At 60.1% G+C, this 19594-nt stretch carries 19 protein-coding genes; 10 read left to right on the forward strand and 9 right to left on the reverse strand.

Annotation, left to right across the window (positions count from 1 at the left end):
- Positions 1-27 precede the first annotated feature (27 nt).
- Positions 28-2895, reverse strand: coding sequence for an excinuclease ABC subunit UvrA (gene uvrA, locus OU694_RS04535; RefSeq protein WP_308909786.1), 2868 nt, complete (start codon positions 2893-2895; stop codon positions 28-30).
- Between the two features lie 128 nt (positions 2896-3023).
- Here uvrA and OU694_RS04540 point away from each other — a divergent pair, with 128 nt between their 5' ends.
- Positions 3024-3452: a GFA family protein gene (locus tag OU694_RS04540; protein WP_308909787.1), complete on the forward strand. Its 429-nt coding sequence runs from the start codon at positions 3024-3026 to the stop codon at positions 3450-3452.
- On the opposite strand, the gene OU694_RS04545 is transcribed toward OU694_RS04540, so the two are convergent.
- The gene (locus tag OU694_RS04545) at positions 3443-3973 is read right to left on the reverse strand and encodes a hypothetical protein (protein ID WP_308909788.1); all 531 of its coding nucleotides are present in this window, start codon (positions 3971-3973) and stop codon (positions 3443-3445) included. The genes OU694_RS04540 and OU694_RS04545 overlap by 10 nt on opposite strands.
- A gap of 150 nt (positions 3974-4123) precedes the next feature.
- On the opposite strand from OU694_RS04545, the gene ssb reads away from it, so the two are divergent.
- The 3 genes from ssb (at position 4124) to OU694_RS04560 (ending at position 6094) form a co-directional block, all read left to right on the forward strand.
- Positions 4124-4645: a single-stranded DNA-binding protein gene (ssb, locus tag OU694_RS04550; protein WP_308909789.1), complete on the forward strand. Its 522-nt coding sequence runs from the start codon at positions 4124-4126 to the stop codon at positions 4643-4645.
- 83 nt (positions 4646-4728) lie between these two features.
- Positions 4729-5160, forward strand: coding sequence for a VOC family protein (locus OU694_RS04555; RefSeq protein ID WP_308909790.1), 432 nt, complete (start codon positions 4729-4731; stop codon positions 5158-5160).
- Positions 5161-5254: 94 nt separating this feature from the next.
- A complete protein-coding gene (locus OU694_RS04560) occupies positions 5255-6094 on the forward strand; it encodes a patatin-like phospholipase family protein (protein WP_308909791.1) in 840 nt (279 codons plus the stop codon).
- Positions 6095-6099: 5 nt separating this feature from the next.
- On the opposite strand, the gene OU694_RS04565 is transcribed toward OU694_RS04560, so the two are convergent.
- Positions 6100-7233, reverse strand: coding sequence for an acyl-CoA dehydrogenase family protein (locus OU694_RS04565; RefSeq protein WP_308909792.1), 1134 nt, complete (start codon positions 7231-7233; stop codon positions 6100-6102).
- Between the two features lie 13 nt (positions 7234-7246).
- Positions 7247-8428, reverse strand: a complete 1182-nt coding sequence (locus tag OU694_RS04570; protein WP_308909793.1) for a thiolase family protein — start codon at positions 8426-8428, stop codon at positions 7247-7249.
- 189 nt (positions 8429-8617) lie between these two features.
- Between OU694_RS04570 and OU694_RS04575 the strand changes: the two genes are divergently transcribed.
- Positions 8618-8794, forward strand: coding sequence for a hypothetical protein (locus OU694_RS04575; RefSeq protein WP_308909794.1), 177 nt, complete (start codon positions 8618-8620; stop codon positions 8792-8794).
- Positions 8795-8797: 3 nt separating this feature from the next.
- On the opposite strand, the gene OU694_RS04580 is transcribed toward OU694_RS04575, so the two are convergent.
- Together OU694_RS04580 and OU694_RS04585 are read right to left on the reverse strand one after the other, a co-directional pair.
- Positions 8798-9730, reverse strand: coding sequence for a sterol desaturase family protein (locus OU694_RS04580; RefSeq protein WP_308909795.1), 933 nt, complete (start codon positions 9728-9730; stop codon positions 8798-8800).
- Positions 9720-10145, reverse strand: a complete 426-nt coding sequence (locus tag OU694_RS04585) for a hypothetical protein (protein ID WP_308909796.1) — start codon at positions 10143-10145, stop codon at positions 9720-9722. The genes OU694_RS04580 and OU694_RS04585 overlap by 11 nt, the downstream gene beginning before the upstream one ends.
- Before the next feature lie 78 nt (positions 10146-10223).
- On the opposite strand from OU694_RS04585, the gene OU694_RS04590 reads away from it, so the two are divergent.
- On the forward strand, positions 10224-11216 hold the full coding sequence (locus OU694_RS04590; protein ID WP_308909797.1) for a glycerophosphodiester phosphodiesterase family protein: 993 nt from the start codon (positions 10224-10226) through the stop codon (positions 11214-11216).
- Positions 11217-11282: 66 nt separating this feature from the next.
- Here the strand turns inward: OU694_RS04590 and OU694_RS04595 are convergent, their stop codons facing one another.
- Positions 11283-11933 carry a DUF4389 domain-containing protein gene (locus OU694_RS04595; protein ID WP_308909798.1) on the reverse strand — a complete coding sequence of 217 codons (651 nt, stop codon included), beginning with the start codon at positions 11931-11933 and terminating at the stop codon, positions 11283-11285.
- Positions 11934-12128: 195 nt separating this feature from the next.
- Here OU694_RS04595 and OU694_RS04600 point away from each other — a divergent pair, with 195 nt between their 5' ends.
- Genes OU694_RS04600 through OU694_RS04610 form a run of 3 tightly spaced genes read left to right on the forward strand, consistent with a single transcriptional unit; the run spans position 12129 to position 12996 of the window.
- A complete protein-coding gene (locus OU694_RS04600; RefSeq protein WP_308909799.1) occupies positions 12129-12377 on the forward strand; it encodes a hypothetical protein in 249 nt (82 codons plus the stop codon).
- A 20-nt stretch (positions 12378-12397) separates the two neighbouring features.
- Positions 12398-12808 (forward strand): hypothetical protein, encoded by a 411-nt coding sequence (locus OU694_RS04605; protein ID WP_308909800.1) that lies wholly within the window; start codon positions 12398-12400, stop codon positions 12806-12808.
- The gene (locus tag OU694_RS04610; RefSeq protein WP_308909801.1) at positions 12805-12996 is read left to right on the forward strand and encodes a helix-turn-helix transcriptional regulator; all 192 of its coding nucleotides are present in this window, start codon (positions 12805-12807) and stop codon (positions 12994-12996) included. The genes OU694_RS04605 and OU694_RS04610 overlap by 4 nt, the downstream gene beginning before the upstream one ends.
- A 21-nt stretch (positions 12997-13017) precedes the next feature.
- Here the strand turns inward: OU694_RS04610 and OU694_RS04615 are convergent, their stop codons facing one another.
- Together OU694_RS04615 and OU694_RS04620 are read right to left on the reverse strand one after the other, a co-directional pair.
- Positions 13018-14772 (reverse strand): sensor domain-containing protein, encoded by a 1755-nt coding sequence (locus tag OU694_RS04615; protein ID WP_308909802.1) that lies wholly within the window; start codon positions 14770-14772, stop codon positions 13018-13020.
- 273 nt (positions 14773-15045) lie between these two features.
- On the reverse strand, positions 15046-18729 hold the full coding sequence (locus tag OU694_RS04620; protein ID WP_308909803.1) for a vitamin B12-dependent ribonucleotide reductase: 3684 nt from the start codon (positions 18727-18729) through the stop codon (positions 15046-15048).
- Positions 18730-19173: 444 nt separating this feature from the next.
- Between OU694_RS04620 and OU694_RS04625 the strand changes: the two genes are divergently transcribed.
- Complete coding sequence (locus tag OU694_RS04625; RefSeq protein WP_308909804.1) at positions 19174-19572, forward strand: NADH:ubiquinone oxidoreductase subunit NDUFA12; 399 nt, start codon at positions 19174-19176, stop codon at positions 19570-19572.
- Positions 19573-19594 lie beyond the last annotated feature (22 nt).

Consider the following 19594-nt stretch of genomic DNA (forward strand, 5'->3'; position numbering starts at 1 on the left):
CGGGGCTCCCGCCCGGCGCGTTATCCTTCATTCCGCCGCTGCACGGGCCAGCACCGAGGCCAGATACTGGCCGGTGTAGCTGCGCGGATTGTCGGCCACATCCTCGGGCGTACCCACGGCCACGATCTCGCCGCCGCCATCGCCGCCTTCGGGGCCAAGGTCGATGATCCAGTCGGCTGTCTTGATGACCTCGAGATTATGTTCGATCACCACGACCGTATTGCCCTGGTCAACGAGCGCCTGCAGGACTTCGAGCAGCTTCCGGACATCCTCGAAATGCAGACCGGTCGTCGGCTCATCAAGGATATAGAGCGTCTTGCCGGTGGAGCGTTTCGAGAGCTCCTTCGCGAGCTTCACGCGCTGCGCTTCGCCGCCCGAAAGCGTGGTGGCCTGCTGGCCAACGCGGATGTAGCCGAGGCCGACTTTTTCCAGCATTTCAAGCTTGGTGCGGATGGCGGGTACGGCCTTGAAAAGCTCTGCGCCATCTTCAACTGTCATATCAAGAACACCGGATATCGATTTGTCTTTAAAGCGAACTTCCAGTGTTTCACGGTTATAGCGCTTACCCTTGCACTGGTCGCATTCAACATAGACATCCGGCAGGAAATGCATCTCGATCTTGATCATGCCGTCACCCTGGCATGCCTCGCAGCGCCCGCCCTTCACATTGAAGGAGAAGCGGCCCGCCTTGTAGCCCCGCGCCTGGGCCTCCGGCAGCCCGGCGAACCAGTCGCGGATCGGCGTGAAGGCGCCGGTATAGGTGGCAGGGTTGGAGCGCGGCGTGCGGCCGATGGGGCTCTGGTCGATATCCACGATCTTGTCGAGATGCTGCAGGCCCTCGATGGCATCGTGTGCGCCCGGCACCTCGCGGGAACCGTTCAGATGCTTGGCGACAGCCTTGTAAAGCGTCTCGATCGTGAAGGTCGATTTGCCCGAGCCCGACACGCCGGTGATGCAGGTGAGGGTCCCAAGCGGGATCGAGGCAGTTGCCCCTTTGAGGTTATTGGCGCGTGCCCCCTTGATGGTCAGCTTCTTGCCCTTGTGGCCGCTGCGGCGGATCGCCGGCACGGGTACACTGCGGGCGCCCGTCAGATACTGGCCGGTCATGCTTTTGGGGTTGGCCATCACCTCGGCAGGCGTGCCTTCGGCGACGATGGTACCGCCATGCTCGCCGGCACCCGGCCCCATGTCGATCACATAGTCGGCGGTGCGGATAGCATCCTCGTCATGCTCCACCACCAGCACGGTGTTGCCGATGTCGCGCAGGTTTTTCAGGGTTTCCAAGAGCCGGTCGTTATCGCGCTGATGCAGGCCAATGGACGGTTCATCGAGAACATAAAGCACGCCTGTAAGGCCGGAGCCAATCTGGCTGGCGAGGCGGATGCGCTGGCTTTCACCGCCAGAAAGTGTTCCTGACGAACGACTTAGGGTCAAATACGAAAGTCCAACATTAACAAGAAAGCCGAGCCGGTCCTGAATTTCCTTCAGCACCTTGGCGGCAATCTGCTGCTGTTTGTCACTCAGTTGGGCCGGAAGTTCCGTGAACCAGTCGTGCGCAGCCTTCACCGACAGGTTCGAGATATCGCTGATCGGGCTTGTGCCTACTTTCACGGCCAGTGCCTCGGGCTTCAGACGGGCACCATTGCAGGCCGAGCAGGTGGTGGCGGCCTGATAGCGGGAAAGTTCCTCGCGCATCCAGTTGCTGTCGGTTTCGCGCCAGCGCCGCTCGATATTGGTGATCACGCCTTCAAACGGCTTGCGGGTTTCGAACCGCCGCTTGCCATCGGCATAGACAATGGTGATCGCCTCGCTGCCGGTGCCATAAAGGATCGCCTTCTGCACCTTTTCCGGCAGCTTGTTCCAGGGCGTGCGGGTGTCGCAGCCATGATGGTGCGCCACGGCCTCAAGTGCCTGGAAATAGAAGGGCGACGGGTTCTGCAGCTTGTTGGACCAGGCGGCGATGGCACCATCGATAAGCGATTTGGTCTGGTCCGGCACTACAAGATCGGGGTCGAAGTAAAGCTGGTTGCCAAGCCCGTCGCAGGTGGGGCAGGCGCCGTAAGGGTTGTTGAAGGAGAAAAGCCGGGGCTCGATCTCTTCAATCGTGAAGCCGGAAACCGGGCAGGCGAACTTGGCGGACATCAGGTGGCGGGCCGGTGCTTCGCCATCGGTGGGCTTGTCAGCCATCTCGACAATGATCAGCCCGTCCGAAAGCTCGAGCGCGGTTTCCACGCTGTCGGCCAGCCGCTGGGCGAGGCCTTCCTTGATGACAAGGCGGTCCACCACCACTTCGATCTCGTGCTTGATCTTCTTGTCGAGCGTCGGGGCTTCCTCGATGAGGTAAAACTCGCCGTCGATCTTCACGCGCTGGAAGCCGCGCTTCTGCAGTTCGGCCAGTTCCTTCTTGAACTCGCCCTTGCGGCCGCGGGCAATGGGCGCCAGCAGGTAAAGCCGGGCACCATCGCCAAGCGCCACGATCCGGTCCACCATCTGGCTCACGGTCTGGCTTTCAATCGGCAGGCCGGTGGCGGGCGAATAGGGGATGCCGACCCGCGCCCACAGAAGGCGCATATAGTCGTAGATCTCGGTCACGGTGCCAACGGTCGAGCGCGGGTTCTTGCTCGTCGTCTTCTGTTCGATGGAAATGGCGGGCGACAGGCCCTCGATATGGTCCACATCCGGCTTCTGCATCAGTTCCAGGAACTGGCGGGCATAGGCCGACAGGCTTTCCACATAGCGGCGCTGGCCTTCGGCATAGATCGTATCGAACGCAAGCGATGATTTGCCGGAGCCGGATAGCCCGGTGATCACCACCAGCTTGTCGCGCGGGATATCCACATCGACGGATTTCAGATTGTGTTCACGCGCACCGCGGACGGAAATTTGGGTCAGCATCGAAGAACGGCCTTGTTCGGGGAGTTTCTTGGTCTCATCAAGTGGCTGTCACCAGCCTCGCTGTCAAGCGCCTTGACATTAACGCGCGGCTGGGAACAAATAAAGAACAAATAAGCGAGGAGCAAAACATGAGCGATTGGCGAGAAGGCGGCTGCCTGTGCGGGGCAGCACGCTATGAGATTGATGTTGAGGGTGCCCGCACCGGCAATTGCCATTGCCGTGATTGCCAGAAGAATGCCGGCTCCCCTTTCATGACTTTTACGAGCGTGGTGCGCGGCCGGTTCAACTGGGTTGCGATGCCGAAAGGCGAAGCGCATGCGAGCGACATTGCCGTCAGGCGCTTCTGTGAAAAGTGCGGCACGCCGCTCACTTGGGAAGCGCTGGACGGCGCCGAAAGCGTAGGGGTTTCCACCCCGACGCTCGACCATCCGGCAGATATACCGGTGCAGTACGAGATTTACACCCGCACCCGCTTCCCGTGGATGGCGCCCATTGCCGGTGCCCTGCAGTTTGATGCGGATGGCACCGTGCAGGCGATGGACGGCGATCAGGGCTGAGGCTCGGCCTTCACCCGTTCGTAGCGGCCGTCGAACCAGTCGTTCCAGACGGACGTTTTGGTGTCATATTGCTGGAAATACTGGCGCACGCTGCCATCGGCCTCAGCCGTCCATGTGCCCCGGAACGGGATGGCGGCCTTCTGGCCATAATAGAAGATGTTGCCTTCAAGGACCATTGCACCGTCCTTGAGGCCGCCTTCGATATCGATGGAATAGCCGCCGGCCGATACCCAGACCTGCCGCCACCTGGCGGTGACAGGGTTATAGAGATTAAGGCTCATGCCGGTGGAGCCACCATTGCCGGCCCATGTTTCGACAAGGGCGCAATTGGCTTCGATGGCTTCGATACGGTTTTTGCCGGCATGTTTGCCGGTGGCGCGGTCGCTGACCGACCAGTCACCGAGCCAGAAATCGAAATCGTGAAAGCCCGGTGCATCGTTGCAGGAAAAGGCCGACTGGGCCGTGGCGGGTGCGGTGAACGCGAACAGGGCAATGGCCGGGGCAAGACAGATGGTACGCATGAAAAGCCTCCCTCCCTTGGGTTTTGCCATGGTAACAGGCGGGGGCGGGGCTGGCAGCCGAACTTTCGTTGCGGCGACGCTTGGATTCAGGCGGCGACTTGTCTAAAGTCCGCCGACATAAACATACACACTAGATATCAGGGGGCTCTTATGGCCGGTAGCGTCAACAAAGTCATTCTCGTCGGCAATCTCGGGCGCGACCCGGAAGTGCGCACGATGCAGGACGGCTCGCCGGTGGTTAATCTGAGTATCGCGACGAGCGAATCGTGGCGCGACAAGAACACGGGCGAACGCCGGGAAAAGACCGAATGGCACCGTGTGGTGATCTTCAACGATCAGCTTGCCAAGGTGGCCCAGCAATATCTGAAGAAAGGCTCGACTGTTTATATCGAGGGCCAGCTTCAGACCCGTAAATGGACCGACCAGTCGGGCCAGGAAAAATATTCAACCGAAATCGTCCTGCAGCGTTATCGCGGTGAACTGACGATGCTCGGCGGCCGCGGTGATGGTGGCGGTGGCGGCGACTTCGGTGGCGGCGATTACGGCGACCAGTCGGGCGGCTATGGCGGCGGCAACGGCGGCGGTGGTCGTTCGGGTGGCGGCGGTGGCCGTGGCGGCCAGCAAGGCGGCTTCGGCGGCGGCTCGGACCTCGACGACGAAATCCCGTTCTGATCGCGGATCAAATATCCATCACAAAGGGCGGCGCCACATGGGGTCGCCCTTTTCTTTTGGTCTCCAGCTGATAGGCTTGAAGAATGACTGACCTTGAAACCGCACATAACCCCATCAATCTTGCGATGATCGATCATGTGGTGCTGCGTGCCCATGATGCGCCGCGCCTGATTGCTTTTTACTGCGATGTGCTCGGCTGTCGGCTGGAAAAGGTGCAGGACAGGATCGGGCTCTGGCAGCTGCGTGCCGGGGCCTCGCTGATCGATATCGTCAGCGTTGAAGGCACCCTTGGGCAACGGTTCGATGCCCCGCGCCGGGACGCGCCGAACATGGATCACTTCTGCCTTCAGGTGGAGCCATGGGACGCCGACGCGATCCTTGCCCATCTGGCGCGTCACGGGGTCTCAGGCCTTGAAGTCGTCACGCGGTACGGGGCTTTGGGCGAGGGGCCTTCGATCTATCTTGAAGACCCTGAAGGCAACGCGGTGGAGCTGAAAGGCCCCTCTTTCGCCTGAATTTCGTGCAGGATGACTTGTAGTGGTGGATTGAGGCTCCCATGTCAGGGTGACCAACCGGCCCAAAAGTCACAAACAGCGAGGAAACGACGGCATGATCGGATTGGCATTAAGCGGCGGCGCCGGGCTCGGCTGGGCCCATATCGGCGTGATCCGTGCGCTTCAGGAAGAAAATATCCCGATCGGTGCGGTCGCCGGCACTTCGATTGGCGCCATCGTCGGCGCGGGTGTGGCGCTTGACCGGCTTGACCTTGTGGAAGAAACCGCACGCGCGCTTTCCTTCCGCTCGATGCTCAGGATGGGGGAGTTTACTTTCCGTACTGGCGGGTTGATCGGCACCAACAAGATTGAACAGGAACTGCGCCGCCATTTCGGCGATGTCCTGATTGAGGACCTGCCGATTCCTTATGCGGCGGTGGCGGCCGACATGATCAGCGGCGACAGGGTGATTCTCGATGGCGGCGACCTTGTGATGGCGCTCAGGGCGTCGTCCGCTATTCCCGGTGTTTTTCCGCCGGTAACGACAAGCCGCATGTTGCTCGCTGATGGTGGGATGGTCGACCCCGTGCCGGTGGCTGTCGCCCGTTCGCTTGGGGCAGCCCATGTTGTGGCGGTCGATCTTCAGGGGGATTATATCGGCCGAGCCCAGCGTATGGGGCTGGAGGCCGAGGGACTGGGCACCAGAATGCCGGGGCCCTTGAAAATGGCACGCGCTGCGCTTTTCATGACGATGCGGACGCTCGGCCGGGTGCGCATGGCGCATGAAGGGGCTGACGTGGTGATTACGCCGAAGATCGGCCATGTGGATGTCGCGGATTTCACCAAGGCGGACGAGCTGATCGCGCTTGGGCGTTTGGCTGGGCGGCAGGCGATCCCGGAAATTCTGGACATTCTGGAGAGGGAACCGGCGCCCGTGATGGAGAGCGCCGGTTAAAAGGGTCAGCGGGCGAGTTCCCGCTGGATCACGATCCGCTGGATATCGGACGTGCCTTCATAAATCTGGCAGACCCGCACATCGCGGTAGATTTTCTCGACCGGATAATCTGCCAAGTAGCCATAGCCGCCAAGCGTCTGGATAGCGGCGGAGCAGATGCGCTCGGCAGCTTCGGACGCGAAGAGCTTGGCCATGCAGGCTTCCTTCATGCACGGCTCGCCGGCGTCTTTCTTGGCAGCAGCATTCAATACCAGCAGTTCGGCGGCCTCAAGGTCTGTTGCCATATCGGCAAGTCGGAAGCCCACAGCCTGATGGTTGAAGATCTGCGTACCGAAAGCTTCGCGTTCCTTGGCATAGGCGAGGGCATAGTCAAACGCCGCGCGCGCCATGCCAACGGACTGGGCCGCAATACCGATCCGGCCCGTTTCAAGGTTGGCGAGCGCCACCTTGTAGCCGTCGCCTTCCTTGCCGAGCAGGCATTCGGCCGGCACTTCCATATCCTCGAACACCAGCGAGCAGGTGTCGGATGCCTTCTGGCCAAGCTTGTGCTCAACGGAGGCGACGGTGAAGCCCGGTGTATCGGTCGGCACGAGGAAGGCCGAGATGCCCTTCTTGCCGGCCGAAGGGTCGGTCACCGCAAAGATGATCGCCGCCTTGGCGATGCGGCCGGAGGTGATAAACTGCTTGGTGCCGTTCAGTTTCCAGCCACTGTTGGTGCGCTCGGCCCGGGTTCTCAGCATCGAGGCGTCAGAGCCTGCCTGCGGCTCGGTGAGGCAGAAGGCGCCGATCCATTCGCCGCGGGCGAGGGGCTTCAGATACTGTTCTTTCTGGGCGTCGGTGCCATTCTGGTAGACCGCGGCGCAGACCGGGGCATTATTCACGCTCATCAGCGTGGAGAGCCCGCCGTCACCAGCTGCGATTTCCATCAGCGCGAGGGCATAGGACACATAATCCGTCTCGGCGCCGCCCCATTCCTCGGGAATGGTCATGCCAAGCAGGCCAAGCTCGCCCATTTCTTTCAGGATATCGGCGGGGATTGCCCCGGCGGTTTCCCATGCACGGCTGTTTGGCGCGATACGGTCGCGGGAAAAATCCCGCGCCATATCGCGCACCATGCGCTGCTCTTCTGTAAGGATCATGGCTGTTGCCGGATCACACCAGTTCGATCGCCATGGCGGTTGCTTCGCCGCCGCCGATGCAGAGGCTGGCAACACCCTTCTTGAGGCCGCGTTTCTGCAGCGCGTTGATGAGCGTCACGCAGATGCGGGCTCCGGAGGCGCCGATCGGGTGGCCAAGCGCACAGGCGCCGCCGTTCACATTGACCTTGGCGTGATCGAGGCCGAGCTCGTGGATGGCTGCAAGCGGTACAACGGCGAAAGCTTCGTTGATCTCGAAAAGATCGACATCGTCTTTCGTCCAGCCGGCTTTATCCATCACCTTCTGCATGGCTTTCACAGGGGCAGTGGTGAACCATTCGGGCGCCTGACTGTGGCTGGCGTGCGCAACGATACGGGCAAGCGGCTTGGCGCCCTTGGCAGCGGCGTCGCTTGCCGACATCAGCACAAGGGCGGCAGCGCCATCCGAAATCGAGCTGGCGTTGGCGGCAGTTACCGTGCCGTCCTTCTTGAAGGCGGGCTTCAGGTTCGGGATCTTGTCGAGCTTGGCCTTGCCGGGCTGCTCGTCAACCGCCACGACCACATCGCCGCCACGGCCTTTCACAGTCACGGGGGTGACTTCGCCGTCGAAGCTGCCATCGGCGATGGCGCGCTGGGCGCGTTTCAGCGACTCGATGGCATAGGCATCCTGCGCTTCACGGGTGAACTGGTAATGTTCGGCGCACAGCTCGGCGAAATTGCCCATGGGCTCGCCCTTGTAGGCGTCGGTCAGGCCGTCGAGGGCCATATGGTCCTTGATGGTGCCGTCGCCGTATTTGATGCCGGTGCGGCCGGTGGGCAGTATGTGCGGCGCGCGGGACATGCTTTCCATGCCGCCGGCGACAACGATGCTGTTGGTGCCGGCCTTGATGCTGTCATGCGCCTGGATCATCGCCTGCATGCCCGAGCCGCACATCTTGTTGATGGTTACAGCATGGGTTTCATCCGGCAGGCCCGCATAGCGCATGGCCTGACGGGCAGGGGCCTGGCCCTGCCCGGCCGGGAGGACGCAGCCCATGATGGCTTCGTCGATGGCTGCTGCATCGATACCGGAGGCGCTGACCGCCGCCTTGATTGCCGTGGCGCCAAGCTCGGCCGAAGCCACGCCGGAAAGGTCGCCAAGCAGGCCACCCATCGGGGTGCGGGCCATACCAACGATGACGATTGCATCCTCAGCCATTTCTGTCTCCTTCAGTATCTCTGCTTTCTGGACAAAGGCGTATCACGGCGCCCGGGGAGGGGCGGTGCCGCCGGTTGCGGCTACTGTCGCAAATCCTGCTTATTTCGCAAGTGCAAAATATTCACATGCGGTTGACCGGTATGGTGCACACGGCCTATAGAAACCCGGCAATCATAAGGGAGCGCAGCGATGACGACGCGGATTGGTTTCTTCGGGTTTCTGGGCCTCGTGCTCGGCGCCATCATCGGCAACTGGCTGCCCTACGCCCCGACTATCGAGGCTGTGGCTGGCTGTGTGATCGCCATTGTGCTCGGCTTTCTGCTGGATCGCCGCGCGCCGGAGAACCGCAAGAAGGGCGACAGCTGAGGCCTACTCGGCTGCGATATTGGCAGGGGCCGCTTCCTTCACAGCCTGCCGGCGCTTCCAGTCTTCCTTGATCATATCGCTCGTCATGCGGCTGCCATCGGGTGTCCAGCCTGGCGGTCCGATCAGGAACATCAGCTTGTTTTTCAAACCCTTGGCGTGCCACATGTCGCGCACTATGCCGACCCATTCATGGACTGCAACCCGAAGCGGGTTGAAAGTGCCAAGATCATGGACGAGGCCATAACGGCAGGGGTTGTTTGCCTTGTCTTCGGGAATGAAGGTGCCGAACATCTTGTCCCAGATGATGAAGACACCCGCATAGTTGGCATCCAGATAATCGGGGTTGGTGGCATGATGCACCCGGTGATGGCTCGGCGTGTTCATCACGGCCTCGAACCAGCGGGGCATGCGGTCAATCGCTTCGGTGTGGATCCAGAACTGATAGATCAGGTTGATGCCGCTGACGAAGGCGATGATCGCGGGCTCGAAACCAAGGAAGGCGAGCGGCAGGGCAAAGATAAAGCCGGGCGTCAGCTTGCCCGTCCATGTCTGCCGAAGCGCCGTCGAAAGATTATAGTGCTGGCTTGAATGGTGGATCACGTGTGCGGCCCACATCCAGCGCATCCGGTGGCCAAAGCGGTGAACCCAGTAATAGGCGAGGTCATCCAGCACGAAGGCGACAACAAAGACCCACCAGGCATGGCCGAGGTCGAAAAGGCGCCATTCGCTCCAGATATAATAGGCGGCCCCGTAGCCGAGGCCGGCGGGGATGAGCCCGGCCACCACGCTGCCGGTACCCATCAAAAGCGAAGTCAGTGTGTCCTTGCCCTCATAAACCGCGCGGCCGGACATGCGGCCATAGATCATTTCGGCCAGCATCAGGACGATGAAGCCGGGAACGGCAAGGTCGGTCGGATTTGGCAGATCAAGCGGCATGGGCGTGTCCATCTGGTGCAGCGAGAAGGGCGAGCCATGATTCGGTGCGGGAAACGCCTTCCGCATCGAGATCGAGGACGATCTTCGGTTCCGTGAAATCGTCGGTATCGAGCATGAGGCCTGTCGGTGTCCGGGTTGCCGTGACCTTGGTGCCCGGCATCCAATGGCGCAGGACAGCCTTGTCGCCAAGGCGGCGGACAACGACGATGCCCCTGGCGCCCGAAAGCCGCAGGAGGGCGGCGTTGCCGGCACGGTCGATCAGGATTTCCTCAGGCTCCAGATCGGGGTAAACCCGTTCAAGCTCGCGGTGCAAATGGGCGTCTTCCAGCCGGAATCGAACCGGGAACAGCCAGCGTGCGATGGCGGCGACAATGAAGACGGCGATGACAGAGCCAAGAAGCTGTAATAGTGACATGATAGGCATGTTCCTTACGGTTTCATGGACCGTCAAGTCTGAAAATAGAAACGCCACCGAGTATAAGGGAAAAGGGTTTTGAAAAGGTTGAAAATGTTGGGGCTGGCGCTGGCGGGTTTCGCCGCTGTGCTCGGCACGGAAGGAACGGCGATCATGGCTGAAGAGCCAATCATCATCGCGCACCGGGGGGCAAGCGGCTATTTGCCCGAGCATACGCTGGCGGCCTATGATCTGGCGATCGAGCAGGGTGCGGATTATATCGAGCCTGATCTTGTGATGACGAAGGACGGGCATCTGGTGGTGCGCCACGATCCATGGCTTTCGGACAGCACCGATGTGGCGGACCATCCTGAATTTGCCGACCGCAAGCGGGTAATCCAGGGCATGGACGATTGGTGGAGCATCGATTTCACGCTGGCCGAACTCCGCACCCTGAAAGCGAAGCAGGTTCGCCCCACACGCGGTACGGAAGCCGACGGCAAATATGATATCCCGACCTTTGACGAGGTTATTGCCCTTGCAGTCAAGGCGCGCGCCGAGGGACGCGATATCGGCATTTATCCCGAAGTGAAGCATCCCGCCCTTTTCACACAATCGGGGCTGGACCCGACGGCAGCGGTGCTGGAAGCGCTTGGCCGGGTTGAGGCCGCTGGCGTGCCGTATTTCCTGCAGTGCTTTGAGCCTGCCTGGCTGAAATCGGTGGAAGGCAAGGTGAAAGGCCCGCGCATCTTGCTGATTGATGGCAAGGAAGACGCGCCCAACACGCCGGCTCTGCCGCTGTCACTTGCTGTTGCTGAAGGCTTCGATGGGGTGGGGTTATACAAGGAACTGCTGGTATCCGCAGAGGGCCATCCGACCGATATCGTGACCCGCGCCCACAATGCGGGGCTGAAAGTGCATGTGTGGACGGTGCGGCAGGATCAGGTCGGCCCGAATTTCGAAACGGTGGAGCAGGAATTCAAGGCCATCTTTGCCTCGGGCGTTGACGGCATTTTCACTGACTATCCTGACATCGGCATTGCGGTGCGTGGCTCCTTCGACCTGATGAAGCCGCCAGCAGATATCGACTGACCATCAGAACGAGCAAAAGAAAAGGGCGCCCAACGGGCGCCCTTGCTGTTTCTGCTTTCTTGAGACTCAGTCTTCAACCGGGAAAGGCTTGCCAAGCGGGAAGGGCTGGTCATCGCTCTTGAAGCTGAGGAAAGCCAGCGCCTGGTTGATATAGTCGCCAAGGCCCATGATCCAGCGCTGCAGGTTGCCATTGGGCTCGCCCGTGAGCGCGGCCAGAATGAGCTGCACCAGCGACAGGCCAAGGCTCGCCAGCATGGCAATCCAGGCGAGCACGCCGAACAGCAGCATGAAGGCAGCGCGGATCAGAAGCTTTTTCCAGAACTCGCCCTGATCGGCTTCCGGCGGGGGCAGGGCGGTGTCAGGCTTATCTGCCATGGCTTCGGCTTCGTAGCTTTCGATCACCGGCGGCTCTTCTGCCTTTGCCGTGGCTGCCGGCTGCGGCGCGGGTTTGGGCTTTGGCGCCGCTTTCGGCTTCGAAGCAGGCGTGGCTGCTGCGGCCGCGGCCTTGGGGGCGGCGGGTTTCTTCGGCGTTGCAGCCTTTTTGGGTGCTGCAGTGGCTTTGGCGGCCGCCGGTTTCTTGGCGGCAGGCTTGGCTGCAGTGGCTTTCGGGGCAGCCGGTTTTGCGGCTACGGGCTTTTTCGCAGCTGCCGGTTTCTTTGCCGGTGCCTTTTTTGCGGCGGGGGCGGCAGGCTTGTCCGGGCTCGTCTCGTCGCTCATCAAAAATCTCCCATTGGTTCGGGGCTCGAAGGCATTGGTTCTGCAACAGTTTAGGCGCTCCCGCATATAAGGCAAGCCTTGTGTCAAATGCGTCTTTTCAAAAATATGTAAAGCGAGCTTGACAGATAAATTCGCCGGGCCTATGTAAAGGACAGTTGACAGTCAAGGACGCTTTACATAGAAAGGAGAGCGAGGATGCAATGGAAGAAACTGGTACTTTGGACTGTATGGCCGCTGGCCGCCGCAACGTGGGTGGCACTTGTCGTGCTCTACTTCTCCAACCCTTCGACATCGGTCTGGACAGGGGCGGTCGTGGCGGCCGCGGTCATGACCGAGGTGGCCTTCTGGGGAACCGCGGTGGTGCTCGGCACCAATCTCTGGGGTAGCCGCCGCCGCGTGTTTGAATTTATCTGTTCGCCGTTCAGCGCACGTCAGAACGGCTAGAAAGAAGACGAGACATAACGATGACAACCATACCGAACGGCAAGAAACGCATGGGCAAGCTCGCACGCTACCTTCTGGAAGCGGCACTCACCATCGGCTTTCTGATCAGCTTTGTGGCTGGCAGGGATCTTGTCGCGGCAGAGGGAGTCACGACAGCAGGCAAGCTGATGGGGGCACTCGTCCCCATCAGCTTGCTGACTATCTGGTTCCTCTATTTCTTCTTCCAGATCAGGAAGATGGATGAGTTTGAGCGATATCTTGAGGTCCTGTCCCTCGCCGTCGCCGGCGGTGTGTGCATGTGGATCGTAATCGTCTGGGGTACGATCAGCAGCTTCATGGGATGGCAAAGCACCGACATCATGCTCGCAGCTCCCATCGTGGCTGGCGTTTACGGCCTGATCCGCGGCTTTATGATGGTGCGCTACCGGTGAATAATCATCTGAAGGACCTACGTGCCGAACGCGGCTGGAGCCAGGGCAAGCTTGGCGAACTGCTGGATGTTTCCCGCCAGACCGTGAATGCTATTGAGACCGGCAAATATGACCCGAGCCTGCCGCTTGCGTTCAAGATTGCCCGGCTGTTCGAGATGCGGATTGAGGATATCTTCATCGACGAGTGAGGCTCAGGCCTCGCCCGCGCCCTATTTCAGCCAGGGCAGACGCCCGCTGATCAGATTGCCCACGTCGCTTGCGGGCAGGGGCTTCGAGAAATAGAAGCCCTGCGCGAAATTGAAATCGAGGTCGGCCAGCATCTGGATATGGTCGATATCTTCGAGCCCTTCGGCCACAACTTCAAGGCCAAGGCTTTTGGCCAGAAGCCCGATCATTGACAGGATCTTGTAAGGTTCGTTATCGAACTGCAGCTGGTTGATGAAGCTGCGGTCGATCTTGATCACGTCGATCGGGAACTGGTGGATATAGTTGAGGGACGAATAGCCGGTGCCAAAGTCATCAAGTGCGACCTTCACGCCAAGCCGCCGCAGGCGCGATAGCGATTCCGAGATCCGCACCGGGTTTGCCATGATGGCGCTTTCCGTCAGTTCGATGCGCAGCCATTCGCCTGGCACCTGATATTCCTCAAGCGAGGCTTCCACCATTGCCGCCACATCGTCGCGCGCAAACTGGATGCCCGAGACATTCACATTGATCGGCATCACCTTGTCGGTGCCATAGGCATCCATCCAGGTGCGGATCTGCGCGCAGGCGGTGCGGGCGGCCCAGCGGCCCAGCGCCACAATTACACCGGTTTCCTCGGCCAGCGGAATGAACTCTGCGGGCGACACGAAGCCGCGTTCCTTGTGATGCCAGCGGGTTAGGGCTTCAAAGCCATGAATCTGCGAGGTCTTCAGGTCGACGATGGGCTGATAGTAAAGCTCCAGATCATCGCGTTCCACCGCACGGCGCAACTCGGTTTCCAGATGGAACTGGCTGCGCACCCGCTGGTGGCTGTCGCGCTGGTAAATCTCGGTGCGCGCCTTCCCGGCTGCCTTTGCACGGTGCATGGCAAAGTCGGCATCGCGGATCAGGTCTTCAGGGTGGGTCGAACTTGAAAGGGTGGTGGCGACCCCGATGGAAACCGAAGTGAAGACCTCGTTGCCGTCCAGATCATAAGGCAGTTCCATTGCTTCATGGATGCGGCCGGATACCAGATTGACCTCTTCGAGATCGCGGCATTTGCCAACGAGGATCGCGAATTCGTCACCCGAGAAACGGGCGAGCGTATCGGTGGAGCGGATGCAGCGGCGCAGTGTTGCTGCCATGGCGACAAGGAAGCGGTCGCCCGCCGAGTGCCCGAAGCTGTCGTTGATCTGCTGGAAGCGGTCGATATTCACAATAAGCACGGCGCAGCCGATTTCCTTGTCGTCCGCCATCGGTCGCGAAACGGCTTCTTCCAGTTTGTTCCGGAACAATACCCGGTTCGGCAGGCCGGTCAGCGCATCGTGGAAGGCATGGTGAAGGAGGTTTCGTTCGGCCAGTTTTTCGGCCGTCTGGTCCTCTACCGTACAGATCACCTGATAGACCATGCCTGTATGGTCCTTCAGCGGGATCAGCTGACTGGATAGATAACGTTCCACAGCGCCGTGCCGCACGCTCCATTCGAAGTTCGAACGGCGCTGGCTACGGAAGGTTTCCTGTACCTGGCCGGAAAGGATGTAATTTTCGCCGGAGCCCCAGAGCGCCTCGATCGGGCAGGGGGCAACCAGATTGGTGTCGGTGGTGAATATGTCGCGCGCGAATTTGTTGATGAACAGGATTTCGATGGCTTTGCCGGGTGTGAGCCCGCACACGAGCACACCCACGGGCAACCGTTCTACAACCGCACTTGTGTTTACAATGCGGGAAACGAAGCTGCCGCCTTCCGCATGACTTGCGATTGGCGCAATCTTGGATTCCATTCGCGCTTAACCCCCCGGCGCTGTACTGCAAACGAGGCGTGTCGAATGCCGGACCCGGCCACGCCTGCAACTCTCACTTCATCAGCTTGAAGTAAATAAAGCGTAAAAGCCTTGTTAACAACAGAGCTTATTTTCCAAATAATTGATGGTCTGTGATGCTGCTTTGCAACGGCCTGTCACAGCACAAAAAAATGGGGGAAGGACAAGCCTTCCCCTGAGGAAATCCACCCGCTGGGACGGGTTAGCAGGTGGATAAAACTTCAATCAGTGCGATCACGAGCAACCGCTGGTGCCGCCGCAGGTGTCGCATTTCAGGCAGGTGCCGTTGCGCACGAGGGTGAAATTCCCGCATTCGCCACAGGCGTCGCCTTCATAACCTTTCATCCGGGCGGCTGCGCGGGCGTCCATTGTCGCCTCGGTGCCGCCGTTAGCCATGGCCGAGCCGACCTGCACGCGCGCTGTGCCATCGGTGCCTGTTGCACTTGTGGCCGTTACAAGCTCGCGCTCTTCCTTGGCTGTTTTCTTCGTCTTCTCGGTTCTCGATTTCAGCACCACAAGGTTGGTGCCACGCACATAGCCCGAAGACGCCAGCTTCTGCACACGCTCCAGCGTTTCGCTGACATCGTGGTCAAGCTCCGGCAGGCCGTCGCCCGCGTCGCCGCGGCCGGTGGTATCGTGCAACAGGTCCGCCGGCGAAGCATGCGCGAGGTCGTCGCGGCCGAGGTAGGAAATCGCCAGTTCGCGGAAGATATAATCCAGAAGCGAGGTCGCCATCTTGATGGCTTCGTTGCCTTCCACGCGCCCAAAGGGCTCGAACCGGGTGAAGGTGAAGGCATCGACAAATTCCTCGAGCGGCACGCCGTATTGCAGGCCGATCGAGATGGCGATGGCGAAATTGTTCATCAGCGAGCGGAAGGCAGCACCTTCCTTGTGCATGTCGATGAAAATCTCGCCGACCGAACCGTCGTCATACTCGCCGGTGCGCAGGTAAACCTTGTGGCCGCCGACGATGGCTTTCTGGGTATAGCCCTTGCGGCGTTCGGGCAGGCGGCGGCGCTTGGCCGGGCCCTGGCGTTCCACCTCGATGATCCGCTCGACAATGCGTTCGGACACGATCTCGACCTTCTCGGCGAGGGTCTTGTCTTCGAGGTCGTCGACGAGGTCTTCGTCATCAAGGAGTGCCGAGTTGAGCGGCTGGCTGAGCTTGGAGCCATCGCGGTATAGCGCATTGGCCTTGAGCGCGAGCGACCAGCTGAGCTCGTATGCCTTCAGGCAGTCATCGACGCTCGCAGCGTTCGGCATATTGATGGTTTTCGAGATGGCGCCCGAGATGAAGGGCTGGGCCGCTGCCATCATGCGAATGTGGCTTTCCCAGCTCAGATAGCGCTTGCCGATCTTGCCGCACGCATTGGCGCAGTCGAACACGGCATAATGCTCTTCCTTCAGATGCGGTGCCCCTTCAAGCGTCATGGCGCCGCAGCAATAGATATTGGCCTTTGCCACGTCTTCCTTGCTGAAACCAAGCTCAGCCAGAAGGTCAAAACCAAAATCACTTAGCTGGTTGCGGTCGAAACCTAATGTATCGGTGCAGAAGTCGGCGCCAAGGGTCCACTGGTTGAATACAAATTTGATATCGAAGGCATTCTTGAGCTGGGCTTCGACAAGACCGATCTCGCGGTCTGTGAAGCCTTTGGCGCGCAGCAGTTCATGGTTGATGCCGGGGGCACCGTCGAGCGTCCCGTGGCCGACGGCATATTTGTCGATGGCCTCAATCTGCTCGGCGTTATAGCCAAGCACTTCAAGGGCTTGCGGCACGATCCGGTTGATGATCTTGAAATAGCCGCCACCGGCGAGCTTCTTGAATTTCACCAGCGCGAAATCGGGCTCAATGCCTGTGGTGTCGCAGTCCATGACAAGGCCGATGGTGCCGGTGGGCGCAATCACGGTTGCCTGCGCATTGCGGAAGCCGTGCTGTTCGCCAAGTTCCAGCGCGCGGTCCCACGCACCGGCGGCAGCGGCGGCAAGCGCGGCGTTCGGGCAACCCTTGATATCAAGCGCCACGGGATTGGTATTCAGGCCTTCATAGCCTTCGTCCTGCCCGTAGGCGGCGCGGCGGTGGTTGCGGATCACCCGCAGCATATGCTTGGCATTCTTGGCATAGCCCGGGAAGGCGCCAAGTTCGCCCGCCATTTCGGCAGATGTTGCGTAAGACTCGCCGGTCATCAGGGCGGTGATGGCCCCGCAAAGCGCGCGGCCCTCGCGGCTGTCGTAGGGCAGGCCAAGGCTCATCAGCAGGCCGCCGATATTGGCAAAGCCGAGGCCGAGGGTGCGGTATTCGTAGGAAAGCTTGGCAATTTCCTTCGAGGGGAACTGCGCCATCAGCACCGAGATTTCAAGGACGATGGTCCACAACCGGCAGGCATGGCTGAAGCTGTCGATCCGGAAACCGCCGTCTTTGGTGCGGAACGTCATCAGGTTCAGCGAGGCCAGATTGCAGGCCGTATCATCGAGGAACATATATTCCGAGCACGGGTTCGAAGCGCGGATATCGCCAGATGCCGGGCAGGTGTGCCAATCGTTGATCGTGGTATGGAACTGGATACCGGGGTCAGCGCAGGACCAGGCCGCATGACCGATATCGGCCCAGAGTTCCTTAGCATTCAGCTCTTTCGACACCGCACCCGTGGTGCGGTTGGTGAGCGCCCAGGCGCGGCCTTCGGCGGCGGCCTTCATGAAGTCGTCAGTCACCCGGATCGAGTTGTTCGAATTCTGGCCGGAAACCGTGAGGTAGGCATCCGAATCCCAGTCGGTGTCGTAGGTCTTGAACTCGATCGAGGTATAGCCCTGTTCGGCGAACTGGATGACCCGCTTGATGTAATTCTCGGGGATCATCACCTTGCGCGCGGCGATCACCTCTTTCTTCAGGTCCTTGTTGGCCTTCAGGTCAAAAGTATCCTTGCCGAGCATCTGCCGGTGATCCCAGCAGGCCTTGATGATACGGTTGAGATGGATTTCATTGAGCTTGGAGCCGGAAACGAGCGCCGCTACCTTCTGCTCTTCGATGACCTTCCAGTTGATAAAGCTCTCGATATCCGGGTGATCCACATCCACCACCACCATCTTGGCGGCGCGGCGGGTGGTACCGCCCGATTTGATGGCGCCGGCTGCGCGGTCACCTATCTTCAGGAAGCTCATCAGGCCCGACGACTTGCCGCCGCCCGAGAGCTTTTCGCCTTCGCCGCGCACGTTCGAGAAGTTGGTACCGGTGCCGGAGCCATATTTGAAGAGACGTGCTTCACGGGTCCAGAGATCCATGATCCCGCCTTCATTGACGAGATCGTCCGATACCGACTGGATGAAGCAGGCGTGCGGCTGGGGATGCTCATACGAGCTTTTGGAGCGCACGAGCTTGCCGGTCTCAAAGTCCACATAATGGTGACCCTGTGCCGGGCCATCGATGCCGTAAGCCCAGTGCAGGCCGGTGTTGAACCATTGCGGGCTGTTCGGTGCGGCCATCTGGGCGGCCAGCATGAAGCGCATTTCATCGAAGAAGGTGCGGGCGTCGGCTTCGCTATCGAAATAGCCGCCTTTCCAGCCCCAATAGGTCCAGGTGCCAGCAAGCCGGTCGAAGACTTGCTTGGCACTCTGTTCGCCGCCATAGCGTTTCTCTTCCGGCATGGAGGCAAGGGCCGCTTCATCGGCAGCCTTGCGCCACAGCCATGTGGGCACATCCTTTTCCTTCACGGCCTTCAGGGCTTGCGGCACACCGGCCTTACGGAAATATTTTTGGGCGATGATGTCGGTCGCAACCTGACTGAAGGTGGCGGGCACTTCGACATCGGAAAGATGGAAGACAATCGAGCCATCGGGGTTGCGGATTTCACTCGTCGCCGAGCGCCATTCAAGCGCCGCATACGGGCAGACTTCTGTCGACGTGAAATGCCGGTTGATCTTCATGGCCGATCGTACCCCCTGAACCAATAATAACAAAAGTCTCGATGCCGGGGGCGCGCTTCTTTATCAAGCGTCGGCGGTCATGGCACGGGAGGGCTCCTCATGGCAGGGAGCGGCGTACTACAGGCTGATGTCTGTCCCCCGTGGGTTTGCCAGTCCCGACACAATATCTTGGGATTGGCCCCCGATCTGGACACAATCCTATGGATCATATTGGGGTGCGACAAGCGCAAATTTCCAGATATTGTGGTTGACACCGGGGCCCTGAACGAAGGTTAGGGTTCGACTCGTGGTGGCATATGGTATCGCCGCAATTTGGCCCCGATTATGGGGCAACCAGTCTTTTGTGCATCGTTTGCTTTTCAGGCTGGTGCGACTATGCTAAACGGGCGCACATGATGCGGAACCGTCCGTAGAGAGCCTTTATTCCCAAGGACCTGAAACCCTATGGCAAACCTGATCGAGAAACTTTTCTCCTCTCCGATTTTCACCTGGTGGAACAGCGCGACCTTCGGTACGCGGCTTTACACTTCCCGCAAGGGCGTCAAGGTCGGTGAAGACAAGGAAGGCAACATCTATTACCGCGAGAAGGACGGCAAACGTCGCTGGGTCATCTACAAGAATGGCCCGATCGAGGCGTCCCGCGTGCCGGCTGAATGGCATGGCTGGCTGCACTATACAGTGGACACGCCGCCGAGCGAGCAGCCGCTGCCGACCAAATCCTGGGAAAAGGACCATGTGCCGAACCTGACCGGCACGGCGGGCGCCTATGTGCCGCCCGGCAGCCAGCGCGCCGGCGGCCAGCGTGCAGCCTCTTCCTCCGATTATGAAGCCTGGAAGCCCTGAGGGGCATCCGGGGAGTTTGACC

Source organism: Pseudokordiimonas caeni (genome assembly GCF_026719705.1).
GTDB classification, from domain to species: Bacteria; Pseudomonadota; Alphaproteobacteria; order Sphingomonadales; family Kordiimonadaceae; genus Gimibacter; species Gimibacter caeni.